At 69.8% G+C, this 15363-nt stretch carries 15 protein-coding genes; 4 read left to right on the top strand and 11 right to left on the bottom strand.

What is annotated here, in order from left to right; translation table 11 throughout:
- Positions 1-20 precede the first annotated feature (20 nt).
- The 11 genes from ACFVTH_RS13505 to ACFVTH_RS13455 form a co-directional block, all read right to left on the bottom strand.
- Positions 21-305 (bottom strand): PTS sugar transporter subunit IIB, encoded by a 285-nt coding sequence (locus tag ACFVTH_RS13505; protein WP_386937516.1) that lies wholly within the window; start codon positions 303-305, stop codon positions 21-23.
- Positions 302-763 (bottom strand): PTS sugar transporter subunit IIA, encoded by a 462-nt coding sequence (locus tag ACFVTH_RS13500; RefSeq protein ID WP_387091696.1) that lies wholly within the window; start codon positions 761-763, stop codon positions 302-304. Before ACFVTH_RS13500 ends, ACFVTH_RS13505 begins: the two co-directional genes overlap by 4 nt.
- Before the next feature lie 67 nt (positions 764-830).
- The gene (locus ACFVTH_RS13495) at positions 831-1952 is read right to left on the bottom strand and encodes an adenosine deaminase (RefSeq protein WP_387091693.1); all 1122 of its coding nucleotides are present in this window, start codon (positions 1950-1952) and stop codon (positions 831-833) included.
- A 93-nt stretch (positions 1953-2045) separates the two neighbouring features.
- Positions 2046-3350 (bottom strand): thymidine phosphorylase, encoded by a 1305-nt coding sequence (locus ACFVTH_RS13490; protein WP_387091690.1) that lies wholly within the window; start codon positions 3348-3350, stop codon positions 2046-2048.
- Positions 3347-3763 carry a cytidine deaminase gene (locus ACFVTH_RS13485; protein ID WP_386937523.1) on the bottom strand — a complete coding sequence of 139 codons (417 nt, stop codon included), beginning with the start codon at positions 3761-3763 and terminating at the stop codon, positions 3347-3349. Before ACFVTH_RS13485 ends, ACFVTH_RS13490 begins: the two co-directional genes overlap by 4 nt.
- Positions 3764-3822: 59 nt before the next feature.
- A complete protein-coding gene (locus ACFVTH_RS13480; RefSeq protein ID WP_387091687.1) occupies positions 3823-5121 on the bottom strand; it encodes an ABC transporter permease in 1299 nt (432 codons plus the stop codon).
- Positions 5118-6509: an ABC transporter permease gene (locus ACFVTH_RS13475; RefSeq protein WP_387091685.1), complete on the bottom strand. Its 1392-nt coding sequence runs from the start codon at positions 6507-6509 to the stop codon at positions 5118-5120. Before ACFVTH_RS13475 ends, ACFVTH_RS13480 begins: the two co-directional genes overlap by 4 nt.
- The gene (locus ACFVTH_RS13470; protein WP_387091682.1) at positions 6506-8023 is read right to left on the bottom strand and encodes an ABC transporter ATP-binding protein; all 1518 of its coding nucleotides are present in this window, start codon (positions 8021-8023) and stop codon (positions 6506-6508) included. Before ACFVTH_RS13470 ends, ACFVTH_RS13475 begins: the two co-directional genes overlap by 4 nt.
- A gap of 159 nt (positions 8024-8182) precedes the next feature.
- Positions 8183-9283 (bottom strand): BMP family protein, encoded by a 1101-nt coding sequence (locus ACFVTH_RS13465; protein ID WP_387091679.1) that lies wholly within the window; start codon positions 9281-9283, stop codon positions 8183-8185.
- 177 nt (positions 9284-9460) lie between these two features.
- Complete coding sequence (locus ACFVTH_RS13460) at positions 9461-10519, bottom strand: BMP family protein (protein WP_387091676.1); 1059 nt, start codon at positions 10517-10519, stop codon at positions 9461-9463.
- Between the two features lie 22 nt (positions 10520-10541).
- Positions 10542-11660 (bottom strand): mannose-1-phosphate guanylyltransferase, encoded by a 1119-nt coding sequence (locus ACFVTH_RS13455; protein ID WP_387091673.1) that lies wholly within the window; start codon positions 11658-11660, stop codon positions 10542-10544.
- A 172-nt stretch (positions 11661-11832) separates the two neighbouring features.
- On the opposite strand from ACFVTH_RS13455, the gene sdhC reads away from it, so the two are divergent.
- From sdhC to ACFVTH_RS13435, 4 genes are read left to right on the top strand one after another with little or no spacing between them, the layout of a single operon-like run.
- Entirely contained in the window at positions 11833-12255 is a 423-nt protein-coding gene (gene sdhC, locus ACFVTH_RS13450) for a succinate dehydrogenase, cytochrome b556 subunit (RefSeq protein ID WP_022888266.1), read from the top strand.
- Between the two features lie 13 nt (positions 12256-12268).
- Positions 12269-12700, top strand: a complete 432-nt coding sequence (locus ACFVTH_RS13445; RefSeq protein WP_157422406.1) for a succinate dehydrogenase hydrophobic membrane anchor subunit — start codon at positions 12269-12271, stop codon at positions 12698-12700.
- Positions 12701-12708: 8 nt separating this feature from the next.
- Positions 12709-14520 carry a succinate dehydrogenase flavoprotein subunit gene (gene sdhA / locus ACFVTH_RS13440; protein ID WP_387091671.1) on the top strand — a complete coding sequence of 604 codons (1812 nt, stop codon included), beginning with the start codon at positions 12709-12711 and terminating at the stop codon, positions 14518-14520.
- 2 nt (positions 14521-14522) lie between these two features.
- Positions 14523-15284: a succinate dehydrogenase iron-sulfur subunit gene (locus ACFVTH_RS13435; protein ID WP_387091668.1), complete on the top strand. Its 762-nt coding sequence runs from the start codon at positions 14523-14525 to the stop codon at positions 15282-15284.
- Positions 15285-15363: the final 79 nt, after the last annotated feature.

Genomic DNA, 15363 nt, shown 5'->3' with positions numbered 1-15363 from the left:
CGGGCGAGGAGCGACCGGGCTCAGCCGAGCGAGCGCTCGAGCAGCCGCGAGATCTCGTCGACGTCGAAGTAGTTCGTCACTTCGACGACCTCGGCGAAGCTCTGCCCGAGCGCCTGGCGCACCGCGGCGGCGAGCTCGCTCGAGGTGAGGATCACCTGCGCGTCGGCGGCGGCGACGGCGATGCCCGCGAGGTCGCTCGCGTCGACGTCGGCGGCGAGGTCGAGGCGCTCGAGGGCGCGCTCGGCATTGACCTTGAGGATGGCGGAGGTGCCGATGCCGGCGCCGCAGACGGCGACGATCTTCATGCCCCTGCCCCGTCGCGCTCGATGCCGAGGAGCGTGCGGACCTCGGCCGGGTCGCCCGCCCGGGCGACGCGGCCGACCGCGCCGGGGTCGTTGAAGACGTTCGCGAGGTTGGCGACCGAGGCGACGTGCTCCTCCGCGTTCGCGACCGCGAGGCCGACGACGACGCGCACCGGGTCGTTGTGCGGGTGCCCGAACGCGACCGGCTCGGCGAGGGTCACGACGGCGAGCCCCTCGCGACGCACGTCACGGCCGGGTCGTGCGTGGGCGAGTGCGAGACCCGGAGCGATGACGACGTACGCGCCGAACTCCTCGATGACCGCGATCATGCGGTCGGCGTAGTCGGAGCTGGTCGCCCCCGAGCGGGTCAGCGCCCGCCCGGCCTCGCGCACGGCGCTGCGCCAGTCGGCGGCGTGCGCACCGATGACGACGGCCTCGTCGGGAAGGGGTGGGAGGTTCATTGCGGGTCCGTTCGGGGGCGGCGGCGCGGAGGGCGGAGGCACGTGGCATCCGCCGTCGGCAGCGTCGTCAGGCTTCGTCGAAGCCGTCTTGAATGAGCTCGGCGAGCTCGTCGCGGTCGTCGAGGGGCAGGAACGCCGCCGCCGCCGCGTTCAGCTGGAACGTCTCGAGGTCGTCGAGGTCGTAGCCGAAGGCGTCGCTGAGGAGCGCGAGCTCGCGGGTCAGGCTCGTACCCGATTGCAGGCGGTTGTCGGTGTTCACCGTCACCCGGAAGCCGAGCTGATAGAGCAGGTCGAAGGGGTGGTCGACGAGCTCGTCGCCCCACGCGGTGATCGCACCGGTCTGCAGGTTGGACGACGGGCTCGTCTCGAGGGCGATCTCGCGGTCGCGCACCCACTGGGCGACCGGGCCGAGCGACACGTAGGTGTTCTCGTCGTCCTGGCGCTCGATGAGCAGGTCTTCGGCGATGCGGACGCCGTGCCCGAGGCGGAGCGCACGCCCGTCGAAGAGCGCGCTGCGGATGGACTCGAGGCCGTCGGCCTCGCCCGCGTGCACCGTGACGGGCATGAAGCGGCTGGCGAGGTAGTCGAAGGCGGTGCGGTGACGGCTCGCGGGGAAGCCGGCCTCGGCGCCGGCGATGTCGAAGCCGACGACGCCGCGGTCGCGGTGGCGGACGGCGAGCTCGGCGATCTCGAGCCCCCGGTCGGCGTGCCGCATCGCGGTGATCAGCTGCCCGGTGCGGATGCCGCCGCCCTGGTGCCGCACGTCGTCGGCGCCCTGCTCGAGGCCCTCCTGCACGGCCTCGACCGCCTCGTCGAGCGTGAGCCCGCGCGTCAGGTGCTGCTCGGGTGCCCAGCGGATCTCACCGTAGATCACGCCGTCGTCGGCGAGGTCGTGCACGAACTCGCGCGCGACGCGCGAGAGGCCGGCACGGGTCTGCATGACCGCCGTCGTGAGGTCGAACGTCTTCAGGTACTCGACGAGCGAACCCGAGTTCGACTGCTCGGTGAACCAGGCGGCGAGGCCGTCGGCGTCGGCCGCCGGGACCTCGAGCCCCTGCTCTTCGGCGAGCTCGATGAGGGTCTGCGGCCGCAGGCCGCCGTCGAGGTGGTCGTGCAGCGAGATCTTGGGCAGGGCCTGGATGCTCGCGCCGTCGCCCTCGAGCCGGTACTCCGTCGGATTCGTGTTCACGTGACCACGATAGCGGCGCGACTGCTGCGAAGTCTCGGCATTCTCGAAGCCGGGCGCGTCCTGCACCCCTCGATCACGCGACCGCCGAGGTCGTCAGCGTCCGATGCGGTCGGCGATGAGCGGCCCGCCGTCCTCGATCGCGTCGCCCTCGTCGCCGATGCGCCAGGCCCCGGCGACCGCCCCGAGCGCGCGCTCGAAGCGGGCGGGCTCGTCGGCGTGCAGCGTGAACAGGGGCTGGCCCGCACGCACGGCGTCGCCGGGCTTCGCGTGCAGCTCGATGCCCGCCGCGTGGTGCACCGGGTCCTCCTTGCGCGCACGGCCCGCGCCGAGTCGCCAGGCGGCGATGCCGAACGGCAGCGCCTCCTGCGCGACGAGCACGCCGTCGCGGTCGGCGGTGACGACGTGCTGCTCCTTCGCGACCGGCAGCGGCGCGTCGGGGTCGCCGCCCTGGGCGACGATCGAGCGGCGCCAGGTGTCCATCGCGCGGCCGTCGTCGAGGGCGGCCTCGACGTCGACGTCGGGCCGCCCTGCCAGGGCGAGCATCTCGCGGGCGAGCTCGACCGTGAGCTCGCGCACGTCGGCGGGCCCGCCGCCGGCGAGCACCTCGACCGACTCGCGCACCTCGTTGGCGTTGCCGATCGTGAGGCCGAGCGGCACGTTCATGTTCGTGATGAGGGCGCTCGTCGCGACCCCGGCGTCCTCGCCGAGCTCCACCATGGTGCGGGCGAGTTCGCGCGAGCGCTCGATGTCCTGGAGGAACGCACCCGAGCCGAACTTCACGTCGAGCACGAGCGCGCCCGTGCCCTCGGCGATCTTCTTCGACATGATCGACGAGGCGATGAGCGGGATCGCCTCGACCGTGCCGGTGATGTCGCGCAGGGCGTAGAGCTTCTTGTCGGCCGGGGCGAGGCCCGCGCCGGCCGCGCAGATCACGCCGCCGACGTCGCGCAGCTGCGCGAACATCTCGTCGTTCGTGAGGTCGGCGCGCCAGCCCGGGATCGACTCGAGCTTGTCGAGCGTGCCGCCCGTGTGCCCGAGCCCGCGGCCGGAGAGCTGCGGCACGGCGACGCCGAAGGTCGCGACGAGCGGCATGAGGGGCAGCGTGATCTTGTCGCCGACGCCGCCGGTCGAGTGCTTGTCGCTCGTCGGCTTGCCGAGGCCCGAGAAGTCCATGCGCTCGCCCGACGCGATCATGGCCATCGTCAGGTCGCGGATCTCGCGGCGCGTCATGCCGTTGAGGAAGATCGCCATGGTCATCGCCGACATCTGCTCGTCCGCGACGTAGCCGCGCGTGTAGGCGTCGACGAGCCAGGCGATCTCGTCGCTCGTCAGCTCGCGCCGGTCGCGCTTCGCGCGGATGAGGTCGACGGCGTCGAAGGGCTCGATGGCGGTGGTCATGCTTCTCCTCGGAATTCTGCGAGCTGGCGCGGGCCGAACGCGTCGGGCAGCACCTCGTCGATGGTCTTCAGGCCCGACACGGTGTCGAGCACCATTCCCTCGGCCGAGTGCTCGTACAGCAGCTGGCGGCAGCGGCCGCACGGCATGAGCGTCGCGCCGTGGCCGTCGACGCAGGTGAACGCGACGAGCTTGCCGCCCCCCGACATGACGAGCGCCGACACGAGCGAGCACTCGGCGCAGAGCGTGACGCCGTAGGAGGCGTTCTCGACGTTGCAGCCGCTCACGACGCGGCCGTCGTCGACGATCGCCGCCGCGCCCACGGGGAACTCGGAGTACGGCACGTAGGCCTTCGCCATCGCCTCGCGGGCGCGCTCCCGCAGTCCCTGCCAGTCGATCGCATCCGTCTCGGTCATGTTGCTCCCCCGTTGCAGATGAGGTGATGGATGCCACGGGGCGGCCCCGTGGCATCCGGTCAGGATTTGATGTAGGGCTTGCCCGCCGCGGCCGGGCCGCGCACCTTGCCGACGAACCCGGCCACGGCGATGATCGTGACGACGTAGGGCAGCATCAGCATGAACTCGCTCGGCACCGACGAGCCGATGACGCCGAGCACGTTCTGCAGGTTCGACGCGAAGCCGAAGAGCAGGGCCGCGAGGGTCGCCTTGATCGGATCCCACTGGCCGAAGATCACCGCCGCGAGCGCGATGAATCCGGCGCCGGCGGTCATGTCCTTGTTGAACGCGCCGACCTGGCTCAGGGTGAAGAACGCGCCGCCGAGACCCGCGATCGCGCCGCCGAGCGAGACGTTCCAGAAGCGGGTGCGTCCCACGTTGATGCCGACGGTGTCGGCGGCCTGCGGGTGCTCGCCGACCGCCCGCAGCCGGAGACCCCACTTGGTGTGGAAGAGCCCGATGTAGACCGCCGCGACCGCGACGTACATGATGTAGACGATGATCGTCTGTCGGAAGAACGTCGGCCCGATGATCGGGATCTCGGACAGGATCGGGATGTTGATGCGGTCGAAGCGCGGCGGCGTGTTGAGCGTCGCCGCATTCGGTGCGAGCACCTGCGAGAACAGGAAGCTCGTGAGGCCGAGCACCAGCACGTTGAGCACGACGCCGACGATCACCTGGTCGACGAAGTACTTGATCGAGAACGCGGCGAGCACGAACGAGACGAGGACCCCGGCGACGGCCGCGGCGAGCAGTCCGATGTAGGGGTTGCCCGTCGCGCTCGCGACGACCGCGGAGGTGAAGGCGCCGCCGAGCAGCTGACCCTCGATGGCGATGTTCACGACCCCGACGCGCTCGGAGATGACGCCGCAGAGCGACCCGAAGATGAGCGGAACGGAGAGGCTCAGCGCACCCGCGAAGAGGCCGGCGAGCGGGATGACGTGGGTCGAGGCCCCCGCCGCGGCCCAGGTGAGGAATGCGATCAGGAACACGACCGCGAACACCACCATGAGCCAGACCGGCACCCGTCGCTTCGCGCGCACCATCAGGGCGCTCACCACGGTGATCGCGGCGAGGAGGATGACGCCGACGACGCTCGTGACCGTCGAGTCGAGCACGACCTCGGGCAGCTGCAGGAAGTCGCTCGCCCCCGAGATGCGGAAGACGGCCTGGCCGTCATTGCTCGCCACGAAGAAGAGGACCGCCGCGAGCGCCGTGATGACACCGAAGGCGATCGGCGCCTTCCACGTGACGACGGTGGTTTTCGCGAGGGCAGGCTCCTGCGGAGCGGTCGCGTGATGCTGCGTCGCAGTGGTCATTTCGCCGCCACCTCCTTCGTCACGGTCGGGCGAGGTCGTCGCGGGGCGCTGCCGGGAGCCGGCAGCCGGAAGATCGCGCGCACCAGGGGCGGCGCAGCGATGAACAGCACGATGAGCGACTGCACGACGAGCACGATGTCGATCGGCACGCCCTCGGCCGCCTGCATCGAGAAGCCACCGGCCTTGAACGCACCGAAGAGGATGCCGGCAGCGAGCACGCCCCATGGGGTCGAGCGCCCGAGCAGCGCGACCGTGATCGCGTCGAAGCCGATCCCGGCGTCGATGCCGCTCGAGAAGCCGGTCGTGACGGTGCCGAGCACCTGACTCACCCCGGCGAGCCCGACCAGGGCGCCGGAGATGAGCATCGCGTAGACGTACATCGACTTGACGTTGATGCCCGCCACTCGGGCGGCGTTCGGGTTCTCGCCGACGGCGCGGAACTGGAAGCCGAGCGCGGACCGGTCGAGGATCCACCAGACGAGCACCACCGCGGCGAGAGCGAGGACGAACCCGAAGTGGAGGTTGTACTGCTCGCCGAGCAGCGGGAAGAACACCGCGGTGTCCTTCATCGGTGGAGTCTTCGGGTTGTTCGAGCCGGGCGCCTGGAGCAGGCCCGGCGTGCGCAGCATCCACGTCACGAGGTAGAGCGCGATGTAGTTCAGCATGATCGTGACGATCACCTCGTGCGCACCGGTGCGCGCCTTCAGCAGGCCCGCGATGCCCGCCCACAGCGCGCCCGCGAGGAGCCCGGCGAGCAGTGCGACGAACATGTGCAGGCCGAGCGGCAGGTCGAACGAGAAGGCGACCCAACCTGCGGCCGATGCGGCCATCAGCATCTGTCCGCGGCCACCGATGTTGAACATGCCGACGCGGAACGCGAGCGCGACACCGAGGCCGGCGGCGATCAGCGGGGTGGCGAAGTTCAGCGTCTCGGTGAGCGGCTTGATGCCGGTGGCGAAGCCCGGACGGCGGAAGTTGTAGATCGACCCCTGGAAGAACGCCGAGTACGCACCCGAGACCGAATCCCAGATCGCGACGAACGTGTCGCCGGGGCGGGCGAAGAAGTAGCCGGCGGCCGCCTGCACGTCTTCGTCGGTGAAGGCGATCATGATCGCGCCGACGACCAGGGCGAGCAGCACGGCGAGCACGGAGATGATCGCGTTGCCGGTGGCGATCTCGCGCAATGCGGTCTGCCAGCGCGACGGCGGTTCGACCTCGTCGGGCGCTGCTGCCGTGCCGCCGGCGGTGGCGGTCGCCTTCGCGGTGGAGCCCGCCGGCGACGGCGACGCGTCGGCGGCCTGGTCGGCCGCAGCCGCCGGGTCGATGGGCCCTGAGTCGCCCGACGGCGTCACCGTCGGCTCGGCCTGCGGGTCTTGGGGGTCGCTCATGCGGCGGCTCCTTCTGCAGGGACCTCGCCGGCCATCATGAGACCGAGGACGTCGCGGGGGGTGTCGCCCGGGACGATGCCGACGATGCGGCCCCGGTACATGACCATGATTCGATCGGCGAGCGCCGTCACCTCGTCGAGTTCCGTCGAGACGACGACGACGGGAACACCCGAGTCGCGGGTCTCGATGATGCGCTTGTGGATGAACTCGATCGACCCGACGTCGACGCCGCGCGTGGGCTGCGCGGCGACGAACAGCCGCAGCTCGCGGCTGAGCTCGCGAGCGAGCACGACCTTCTGCTGGTTGCCGCCCGACAGGCGCCCGACCTTCGTCTCGATCGACGGCGTGCGCACGTCGAACTCGGTGACCTTCTGCCTGGCGAACTCGGCGAGCGTCGACAGCTGCAGGTTGCCCGCCTTGACGAAGGGCGCGCCGTCGGCGCGGTCGAGCATGAGGTTCTCAGCGATCGTGAACTCGGCGACCAGGCCGTCTTCCTTCCGGTCTTCGGGTACGAAGCCGACTCCCGCCTTCAGGATGGATCGCACGCTGTCGCCGTTCAGCTCGTCGCCGTCGAGCATGATCGACCCGCGCACGCGCGGCTGCAGGCCGACCAGTGCCTCCGTGAGCTCGGTCTGCCCGTTGCCCTGCACGCCCGCGACGGCGAGCACCTCGCCCCGGCGCACCTCGAACGACACATCGTTGACGACGAGCTGGCCGATCGGGTCGATCACGGTGAGCCCGTTCACGACGAGCGCGGCGTCGCCGAGCGTCGGCGGGTTCTTGTGCACCGTGAGTTCGACGGCGCGGCCGACCATGAGCGAGGCGAGCTCGGCGTTGGTCGCCGTGGGCGAGGCCTCGCCGACCACCTTGCCGAGCCGGATGACCGTGATGCGGTCGGCGACCTCGCGGACTTCGCGGAGCTTGTGGGTGATGAAGACGATCGAGGTGCCGCTCTCTTTCAGCTGACGCATGATCGCCATGAGTTCGTCGGTCTCCTGCGGCGTGAGCACGGCGGTCGGCTCGTCGAAGACGAGCACCCGCGCGTCGCGGGAGAGCGCCTTGATGATCTCGACCCGCTGCTGCACGCCGACGGGCAGGTCGTCGACGAGCGCGTCGGGGTCGACGTCGAACCCGAAGCGGTCGGAGATCTCGCGGACCTTCTCGCGGGCGGTCTGGAGGTCGAGGAGGCCACCGGCCTTCGTCGACTCATGGCCGAGCATGACGTTCTCGGCGACCGTGAACACCGGGATGAGCATGAAGTGCTGGTGGACCATGCCGATGCCGGCGCGCATCGCGTCTCCAGGACCCGCGAAATGCTGGACCTCGTCATCGAGCAGGATCTCGCCGCCGTCGGCCTGGTACAGGCCGTAGAGCACGTTCATCAGCGTGGACTTGCCCGCGCCGTTCTCACCGAGCAGGCAGTGGATCTCGCCCGCCTCGACGGTGAGGTCGATGTGGTCGTTGGCCACGAGCGTTCCGAACGTCTTCGTGATGCCTCGGAGCTCGAGTTTCATGTCACCGATCCTAGTGATCAGGCTGCAGATGCAGCAGGTTCTGCGCAGATGTCGGCAGGGCTCGAACCGACTTGCTCAGATGTTGCAGACATTGCGCAGGGGTCGAACGACGGCGGGGAGGCCGGCCGCAGCCGCCCTCCCCGCCGCACGATCTCCCGCCTACTTGGCGAGGTAGGACTCGACCGTGATGTCGCCGGCGATGATCGCGTCGCGCAGCTCCTGGATCTTGGCGTCGAGCTCGGCCGGAACCTTGTCGGCCCAGTCGTGGTAGTCGGCGAGGCCGACACCCTCGTTCTCGAGCGTGCCGATGAACGGCGTGGTGTCGAACTCGCCGTTGCCGGACTCGGTGACGGCCTCCTGGACACCCACGTCGATGCCCTTGCGGATCGAGGTGAGCAGGAGCGGGGCGACCGAGGGGTCGGTCTCGTACACGTCTGCGTCGACGCCGATCAGTGCGATCTCACGACCCGAGTCTTCGATCGCGACCGCGGCCGACTGGTAGATCGGCCCGCCGACGGGCAGCAGCACGTCGACGTTCTGGTCGATGATGCCCTGAGCGAGCTGGCGGGCGCCGTCGTTGGCCTCGAAGCCACCGGTGAACGAACCGTCCTGTGCGGCGCGGTCCCAGCCGATGACCTTGACCGAGGCGCTGTTCTCCTCGTTGTAGTACTCGACGCCCTGGGCGAAGCCGTCCATGAAGATCGAGACCGTCGGGATGTTCATGCCGCCGAAGGTGCCGACGGCACCGGTCTGCGAGATGCCGGCCGACAGGTAGCCCGCGAGGAACGCGGCCTGGGCGGTGTCGAAGATGATCGGCTTGATGTTGTCGGCGTCGGTGGTGCCGTCGAAGTCGGTGTCGACGGTGTCGTCGATCGAGATGTAGTCGATGTCGGGGTTCGCAGTGGCCGACTCGAGCGCTGCAGGGGCGAGCAGGAAGCCGACCGTGACGATCGCGTTGCAGCCCTGGTCGACGAGGCTCGTGAGGTTCGAGGCGTAGTCGGTCTCAGCCGCCGATTCGACCATGATCGGGTCGACGCCGAGCTCCTCGGCTGCCGCCTCGAGGCCCTGGGCGCCGAGCTGGTTGAAGGACTTGTCGTCGAATCCGCCCGCGTCGGAGACCATGCAGGGGATGAAGTCGAGGGCTTCGTCCCCGCCGTCGCCGCCGCTCTCTTCAGGCGCCGATGCGCAGCCGGCGAGCAGTGCGACACTGCCGAGCAGCGCGAAACCGCCGAGCGCGGCCTTCTTGGTCGTGACCTTCACTGTGTCCTCCAAAGACGCAAGACCCCGACCTTCGCGGGGCACGTGCAGTCACGTTACCCAATGTTGCGTCGCGCGGGATCGTCCGCCGGGCCCGCGTGGGGCAATGGTTATGAATACGCGACATTCTGCTCATATGAGCAGTGCGGTTGCCCCGCACACGGGGGTCGTGGCGTGCGATTACGGCGCGCTCGGCGACTCGACGACCAGCTCGCCCGCGATGATCGCCTGCCGCAGCTCCTCGATCTCGGCATCGAGCTCGGGCGAGACGAGCGCCTCGAGCTCGTGGTACGGCGCGATCTCGACGCCGCCGTTCTCGAGCGTGCCGACGAACGGCTCGTTCGTGAACTCGCCGGACTCGACGTCGCCGACGATGTCGACCATCGCGTCCTGCGTGCGCTTCAGCACGCTCGTGAGCACGACCGGGCGGAACTCGCTCGGCAGCGTCTCGTAGCCGTCGCTGTCGACCCAGATCACGGAGACCCCCCGGTCGAGGGCGGCCGCCGCGGCGCCCTCCCCGACCTGGCCGGCGACGGGCAGGATCACGTCGGCGCCCTGGTCGATGAAGCCCTCGGTCATGACCTTGCCCTTGTTGACGTCCTCGAAGTCGCCGGTGAACGAGCCGTCCTGCTTGGCCTTGTCCCAGCCGAGCGCGCGCACCTGGGTGCCGTGCACCTCGTTGTACTTCGCGACGCCGTCGACGAACCCGTCCATGAACAGGGTGACGGGCGGCTGGTTGCCGCCGCCGAAGGTCGCGACGACCCCCGTCTTCGAGACGCCGGCCGCGAGGTATCCGGCGAGGAACGACGCCTGGGCCGTGTCGAACACGACGGGCTTCACGTTGTCGGCCTCGACGGTCTCGTCGACGATCGCGAACGCGACGTCGGGGTTCGCCCCGGCCTCCTCGAGCGTCGACTCCGCGAGCTCCCAGCCGACGGTCACGACGAGTCCGCAGCCCGAGCCGACCGCCTGCGCCACGTTCGGCGCGAGGTCGGTCTCGCCGGTCGAGACCAGCGCCTCGGCCTCGATGCCGTACTCCTCCTCGGCCTGCTGCAGGCCCTCCCACGTCGACTGGTTGAACGAGCGGTCCTCGAGGCCGCCCGAGTTCGTCACCATGCGCACGCAGCCCTCGCCGGAGGCCTCGGGATCGCCGCTCTCGGGGGCGGAGGCGCACGAGGCGAGTGCGAGGGACGCCGCGGCCACCGCGGCGACGAGGAGACTGCGCGTTGCCCGGGACATCCGTGTACCTGCCTTCTCGTGCCTAGAGCACGTCGCTCGAACCGCCGAGGCGGAGCGCGTCGACGACCGCCTTCACCCGCTGCGCGTGCTCGCTCGTCGTGACGAGCAGCGCGTCGGGAGTGTCGACCACGACGATATCGTGGACGCCGATCAGGCTGATGACCCGCTTCGAACGGCTCACGACGATGCCGCTCGACGCGTCGGCCAGCACGCGCGCGTGCTCGCCCAGGATGGCGAGCTCGCCTGAGCGCCCCGCGGTGTTGAGCTTCGCGAGCGAGGCGAAGTCGCCGACGTCGTCCCACTGGAAGTGGCCGCGGATCACGGCGAGCCGGCCAGCGGCCGCCGCGGGCTCGGCCACCGAGTAGTCGATCGCGATCTTCTCGAGTCGCGGCCACACCCGGTCGACGGCCGGGCCGCGGGTGGCCGGATCGTCCCACGCCTCGGCGAGCTCGAGCAGTCCGGCGTGCAGCTCGGGCTTGTTGCGCGCGATCTCGGCGAGCAGCTGGTCGGCGCGGGCGATGAACATGCCCGCGTTCCAGAGATGGCGGCCGCCGGCGAGGTAGCGCTTCGCGGTGGCGAGGTCGGGCTTCTCGACGAAGCTCGAGACGAGCTCGCTGTGCGCGGCGCCCGGCACGTCGAGGGGCTCGCCGCACTCGATGTACCCGAACCCGACGGCGGGCTCGGTCGGGGTGATGCCGATCGTGGCGATATAGCCGGCCCGCGCCGCCGCGACCGCCTCGGCGACGGCGCCCTGGAACAGCGCGTCGCCCGAGATGACGTGGTCGGCCGCGAAGGAGCCGATCACGACGCCCGGCTCCCGGCGCTCGAGGATGGCGGCGGCGAGGCCGATCGCGGCGGTCGAGTCGCGCGGCTCGGACTCGAGCACGATGTTCGCGTCGGCGAGCCCCGGCAGCTGGAGCTCGACGGCGGAGCGGTGGGCGCGGCCGGTGACCACCATGATGCGCTGCTCGCCCGAGAGCGGCGCGAGCCGGTCCCAGGTGTCCTTGAGGAGGGTCTGGCCCGAGCCGGTGAGGTCGTGCAGGAACTTCGGCGCGTCGGCGCGCGAGAGCGGCCAGAGACGCGAACCCACGCCACCGGCGGGAATGATGCTGTAGAAGCCATCGAGGGCTGCGGAGGTCATCCGCTCAGGATAGCGGCGCGCCCCGTGGCCCGCCCGGATTCGCCGTCGCGGCGAGCGGATAAGGCAGACCTCACCTGCACGTCGAGCGGGCCGGGTCTAGACTCGGAGCGGGCCGTCGCGCCCGTGCGCCCGCATGTCCGGGCCGGAAACACACAGCCAGGGAGGGTTGTTCATGCCAGAGACCTCGGCAGGAACCCTGACCACACCCGAGAAGCCGGCGAAGCAGAAGCCGGGCGGCACGCTCTATCGCGGCCACGAGGGTATGTGGTCATGGGTGCTGCACCGCATCACGGGTGTCGCGATTTTCTTCTTCCTCCTCGTGCACATCCTCGACACGGCACTCGTGCGGGTGAGCCCCGAGGCCTACAACGCGGTCATCGGCGCGTACCAGACGCCGATCATGGGCCTCGGCGAGGTCGCCCTCGTGGGCGCGATCGTGTTCCACGCCTTCAACGGGCTGCGCATCATCCTCGTGGACTTCTGGGCCTGGGCCACGCGTCACCAGAAGGTGCTCTTCTGGGTCGTCATCGCGCTGTGGGTCGTCACGATGCTCGCGTTCACCCCGCGTCACCTCATCAACGTCTTCAGCCACTAGGGGCCCTCCGACAATGACTGCGATCGAATTCCCCGGCGAACCCCGCCGGCGCGGCTCCAACCTCGAGAAGTGGGGCTGGATCTACATGCGCGCCTCCGGCGTCGTGCTCCTCGTGCTGATCTTCGGCCACCTCTTCATGAACCTCATGGTCGGCGACGGCATCCAGGCCATCGACTTCGGATTCGTGGGCGGCAAGTGGGCCGACCCGTTCTGGCAGTGGTGGGACGTCCTGATGCTCTGGCTCGCCCTCATCCACGGCGCCAACGGCATGCGCACCCTCGTGAACGACTACACGAACCCCGGCACCGTGCAGAAGGTCCTCAAGGGCGCCCTCTTCGCGGCCGCGGCCGTGCTGATCATCCTCGGCACCCTCGTCGTCTTCACCTTCGAGCCGTGCCCCGCCGGCGCACCGGCCGACCTGCTCCCCTCGTTCTGCGCCGCATAGGAGATTCGTTGAACACCCAGACCTCCGACGCCGAGACCACGGTCATCGACGGCGTCCACTACCACCAGTTCGACATCGTCATCGTGGGCGCCGGCGGCGCCGGCATGCGCGCGGCGATCGAGGCCGGCCCCGGCGCGAAGACCGCGGTCATCTCGAAGCTCTACCCCACCCGCTCGCACACGGGCGCGGCGCAGGGCGGCATGGCCGCGGCGCTCGCGAACGTCGAGGAGGACTCGTGGGAGTGGCACACCTTCGACACCGTCAAGGGCGGCGACTACCTCGTCGACCAGGACGCGGCCGAGATCCTCGCGAAGGAGGCCATCGACGCGGTCATCGACCTCGAGAACATGGGCCTGCCGTTCAACCGCACGCCCGAGGGCAAGATCGACCAGCGCCGCTTCGGCGGGCACACGCGCGACCACGGCAAGGCGCCCGTGCGCCGCGCCTGCTACGCCGCCGACCGCACGGGTCACATGATCCTCCAGACGCTGTTCCAGAACTGCGTCAAGCTCGGCATCAACTTCTTCAACGAGTACTACGTGCTCGACCTCGTCATGACCGAGGTCGACGGCGTCGAGCAGCCCTCGGGCGTCGTCGCGTACGACCTCGCGACCGGCGAGCTGCACGTCTTCCAGTCGAAGGCCGTGATCTTCGCGACGGGCGGCTTCGGCAAGATCTACAAGACCACGTCGAACGCGCACACCCTCACGGGCGACGGCGTCGGCATCATCTGGCGCAAGGGCCTCCCCCTGGAGGACATGGAGTTCTTCCAGTTCCACCCGACCGGCCTCGCCGGGCTCGGCATCCTCCTCACCGAGGGCGCACGCGGTGAGGGCGCGATCCTCCGCAACGCCTCGGGCGAGCGGTTCATGGAGCGCTACGCGCCCACCATCAAGGACCTGGCGCCGCGCGACATCGTCGCGCGCTGCATGGTGCAGGAGGTGGCCGAGGGACGCGGCGCCGGCCCCCACAAGGACTACGTGCTGCTCGACTGCACCCACCTGGGCGCCGAGGTGCTCGAGACCAAGCTCCCCGACATCACCGAGTTCGCGCGCACCTACCTCGGCGTCGACCCGGTGTACGAGCCGGTGCCCGTCATGCCGACCGCGCACTACGCGATGGGCGGCATCCCGACGAACGTCGCCGCCGAGGTGCTGCGCGACAACACGACCGTCGTCCCCGGCCTCTACGCCGCCGGCGAGTGCGCCTGCGTCTCGGTGCACGGCTCGAACCGCCTCGGCACCAACTCGCTGCTCGACATCAACGTGTTCGGCAAGCGCGCCGGCCGCAACGCGGTCGAGTACGTGAACTCGGGCGTCGACTTCACGCCGCTGCCCGACGACCCGGCCCGCGGCATCCGCGAGCTGCTCGCGCAGCTGCGCGACTCGAACGGCACCGAGCGCATCGCCGCGATCCGCAAGGAGCTCCAGGACGAGATGGACAAGGGCGCGCAGGTGTTCCGCACCGACGAGTCGCTCGCCCACGTCACGAGCGTCATCGCGGGCCTCCGCGAGCGGTACAAGAACATCGCCGTGCAAGACAAGGGGAAGCGGTTCAACACCGACCTCCTCGAAGCCGTCGAGCTCGGGTTCCTGCTCGACCTCGCCGAGGTCGTCGTCTTCTCGGCCCGCAACCGCAAGGAGAGCCGCGGCGGGCACATGCGCGACGACTTCCCGAACCGCGACGACGAGAACTTCATGCAGCACACCATGGCGTACCTGTCGGGCGACGCGCACTCCGCCGACGCGGCCGATCACATCCGGCTCGACTGGAAGCCGGTCACCGTCACGCGCTACCAGCCGATGGAAAGGAAGTACTGACCGTGAGCACCGCCACGCTCGAACAGCCGCCCGCCGCTGAGGCGCCCGTCCAGTCGTTCACGGTCACGTTCCTGATCCGTCGCTTCGACCCCGACGTCGACACCGAGCCGCGCTGGCAGGACTTCGACGTCGAGATGTACGCGACCGATCGCGTGCTCGACGCGCTGCACAAGATCAAGTGGGAGCAGGACGGCTCGCTGACGTTCCGCCGCTCGTGCGCCCACGGCATCTGCGGCTCCGACGCGATGCGTATCAACGGCCGCAACCGGCTCGCGTGCAAGACCCTCATCAAGGATCTCGACATCTCGAAGCCGATCTACGTCGAGGCGATCAAGGGTCTCCCCCTCGAGAAGGACCTCATCGTCGACATGGAGCCGTTCTTCGCGAGCTACCGCGAGGTGCAGCCGTTCCTGGTCGCCAACTCGACCCCCGAGCCCGGCAAGGAGCGCGTGCAGTCGGTCGCGAACCGCGCGATCTTCGACGACACCACGAAGTGCATCCTCTGCGCCGCGTGCACCTCGTCGTGCCCCGTGTTCTGGACCGACGGGCAGTACTTCGGCCCGGCCGCGATCGTGAACGCGCACCGCTTCATCTTCGACTCGCGCGACGAGAACGCCCAGACGCGTCTCGACATCCTCAACGACAAGGAGGGCGTGTGGCGCTGCCGCACGACCTTCAACTGCACCGAGGCGTGCCCCCGCGGCATCGAGGTCACCAAGGCGATCGCCGAGGTCAAGCAGGCGATCATGCGCGGCAAGCCGTAGGCGACGAACCACCCCGACGGGGCCGGTGCCGGAAGGCACCGGCCCCGTCGGCGTTCCGGCAGGGCGCAACGAGGCCCGC

The organism is Agromyces sp. NPDC058104 (assembly GCF_042884835.1).
GTDB lineage: Bacteria > Actinomycetota > Actinomycetes > Actinomycetales > Microbacteriaceae > Agromyces.
Note: the sequence above shows the minus strand (reverse complement) of the source record. Positions and strands in the feature narration are given on the sequence as shown.

Bases quoted from the DNA above. Each gene is read 5' to 3' on its own strand.
- ACFVTH_RS13505 (WP_386937516.1), bottom strand. From the start codon at position 305: ATGAAGATCGTCGCCGTCTGCGGCGCCGGCATCGGCACCTCCGCCATC.
- ACFVTH_RS13500 (WP_387091696.1), bottom strand. From the start codon at position 763: ATGAACCTCCCACCCCTTCCCGACGAGGCCGTCGTCATCGGTGCGCAC.
- ACFVTH_RS13490 (WP_387091690.1), bottom strand. From the start codon at position 3,350: ATGACCACCGCCATCGAGCCCTTCGACGCCGTCGACCTCATCCGCGCG.
- ACFVTH_RS13485 (WP_386937523.1), bottom strand. From the start codon at position 3,763: ATGACCGAGACGGATGCGATCGACTGGCAGGGACTGCGGGAGCGCGCC.
- ACFVTH_RS13480 (WP_387091687.1), bottom strand. From the start codon at position 5,121: ATGACCACTGCGACGCAGCATCACGCGACCGCTCCGCAGGAGCCTGCC.
- ACFVTH_RS13475 (WP_387091685.1), bottom strand. From the start codon at position 6,509: ATGAGCGACCCCCAAGACCCGCAGGCCGAGCCGACGGTGACGCCGTCG.
- ACFVTH_RS13470 (WP_387091682.1), bottom strand. From the start codon at position 8,023: ATGAAACTCGAGCTCCGAGGCATCACGAAGACGTTCGGAACGCTCGTG.
- ACFVTH_RS13460 (WP_387091676.1), bottom strand. From the start codon at position 10,519: ATGTCCCGGGCAACGCGCAGTCTCCTCGTCGCCGCGGTGGCCGCGGCG.
- ACFVTH_RS13455 (WP_387091673.1), bottom strand. From the start codon at position 11,660: ATGACCTCCGCAGCCCTCGATGGCTTCTACAGCATCATTCCCGCCGGT.
- sdhC (WP_022888266.1), top strand. From the start codon at position 11,833: ATGCCAGAGACCTCGGCAGGAACCCTGACCACACCCGAGAAGCCGGCG.
- ACFVTH_RS13445 (WP_157422406.1), top strand. From the start codon at position 12,269: ATGACTGCGATCGAATTCCCCGGCGAACCCCGCCGGCGCGGCTCCAAC.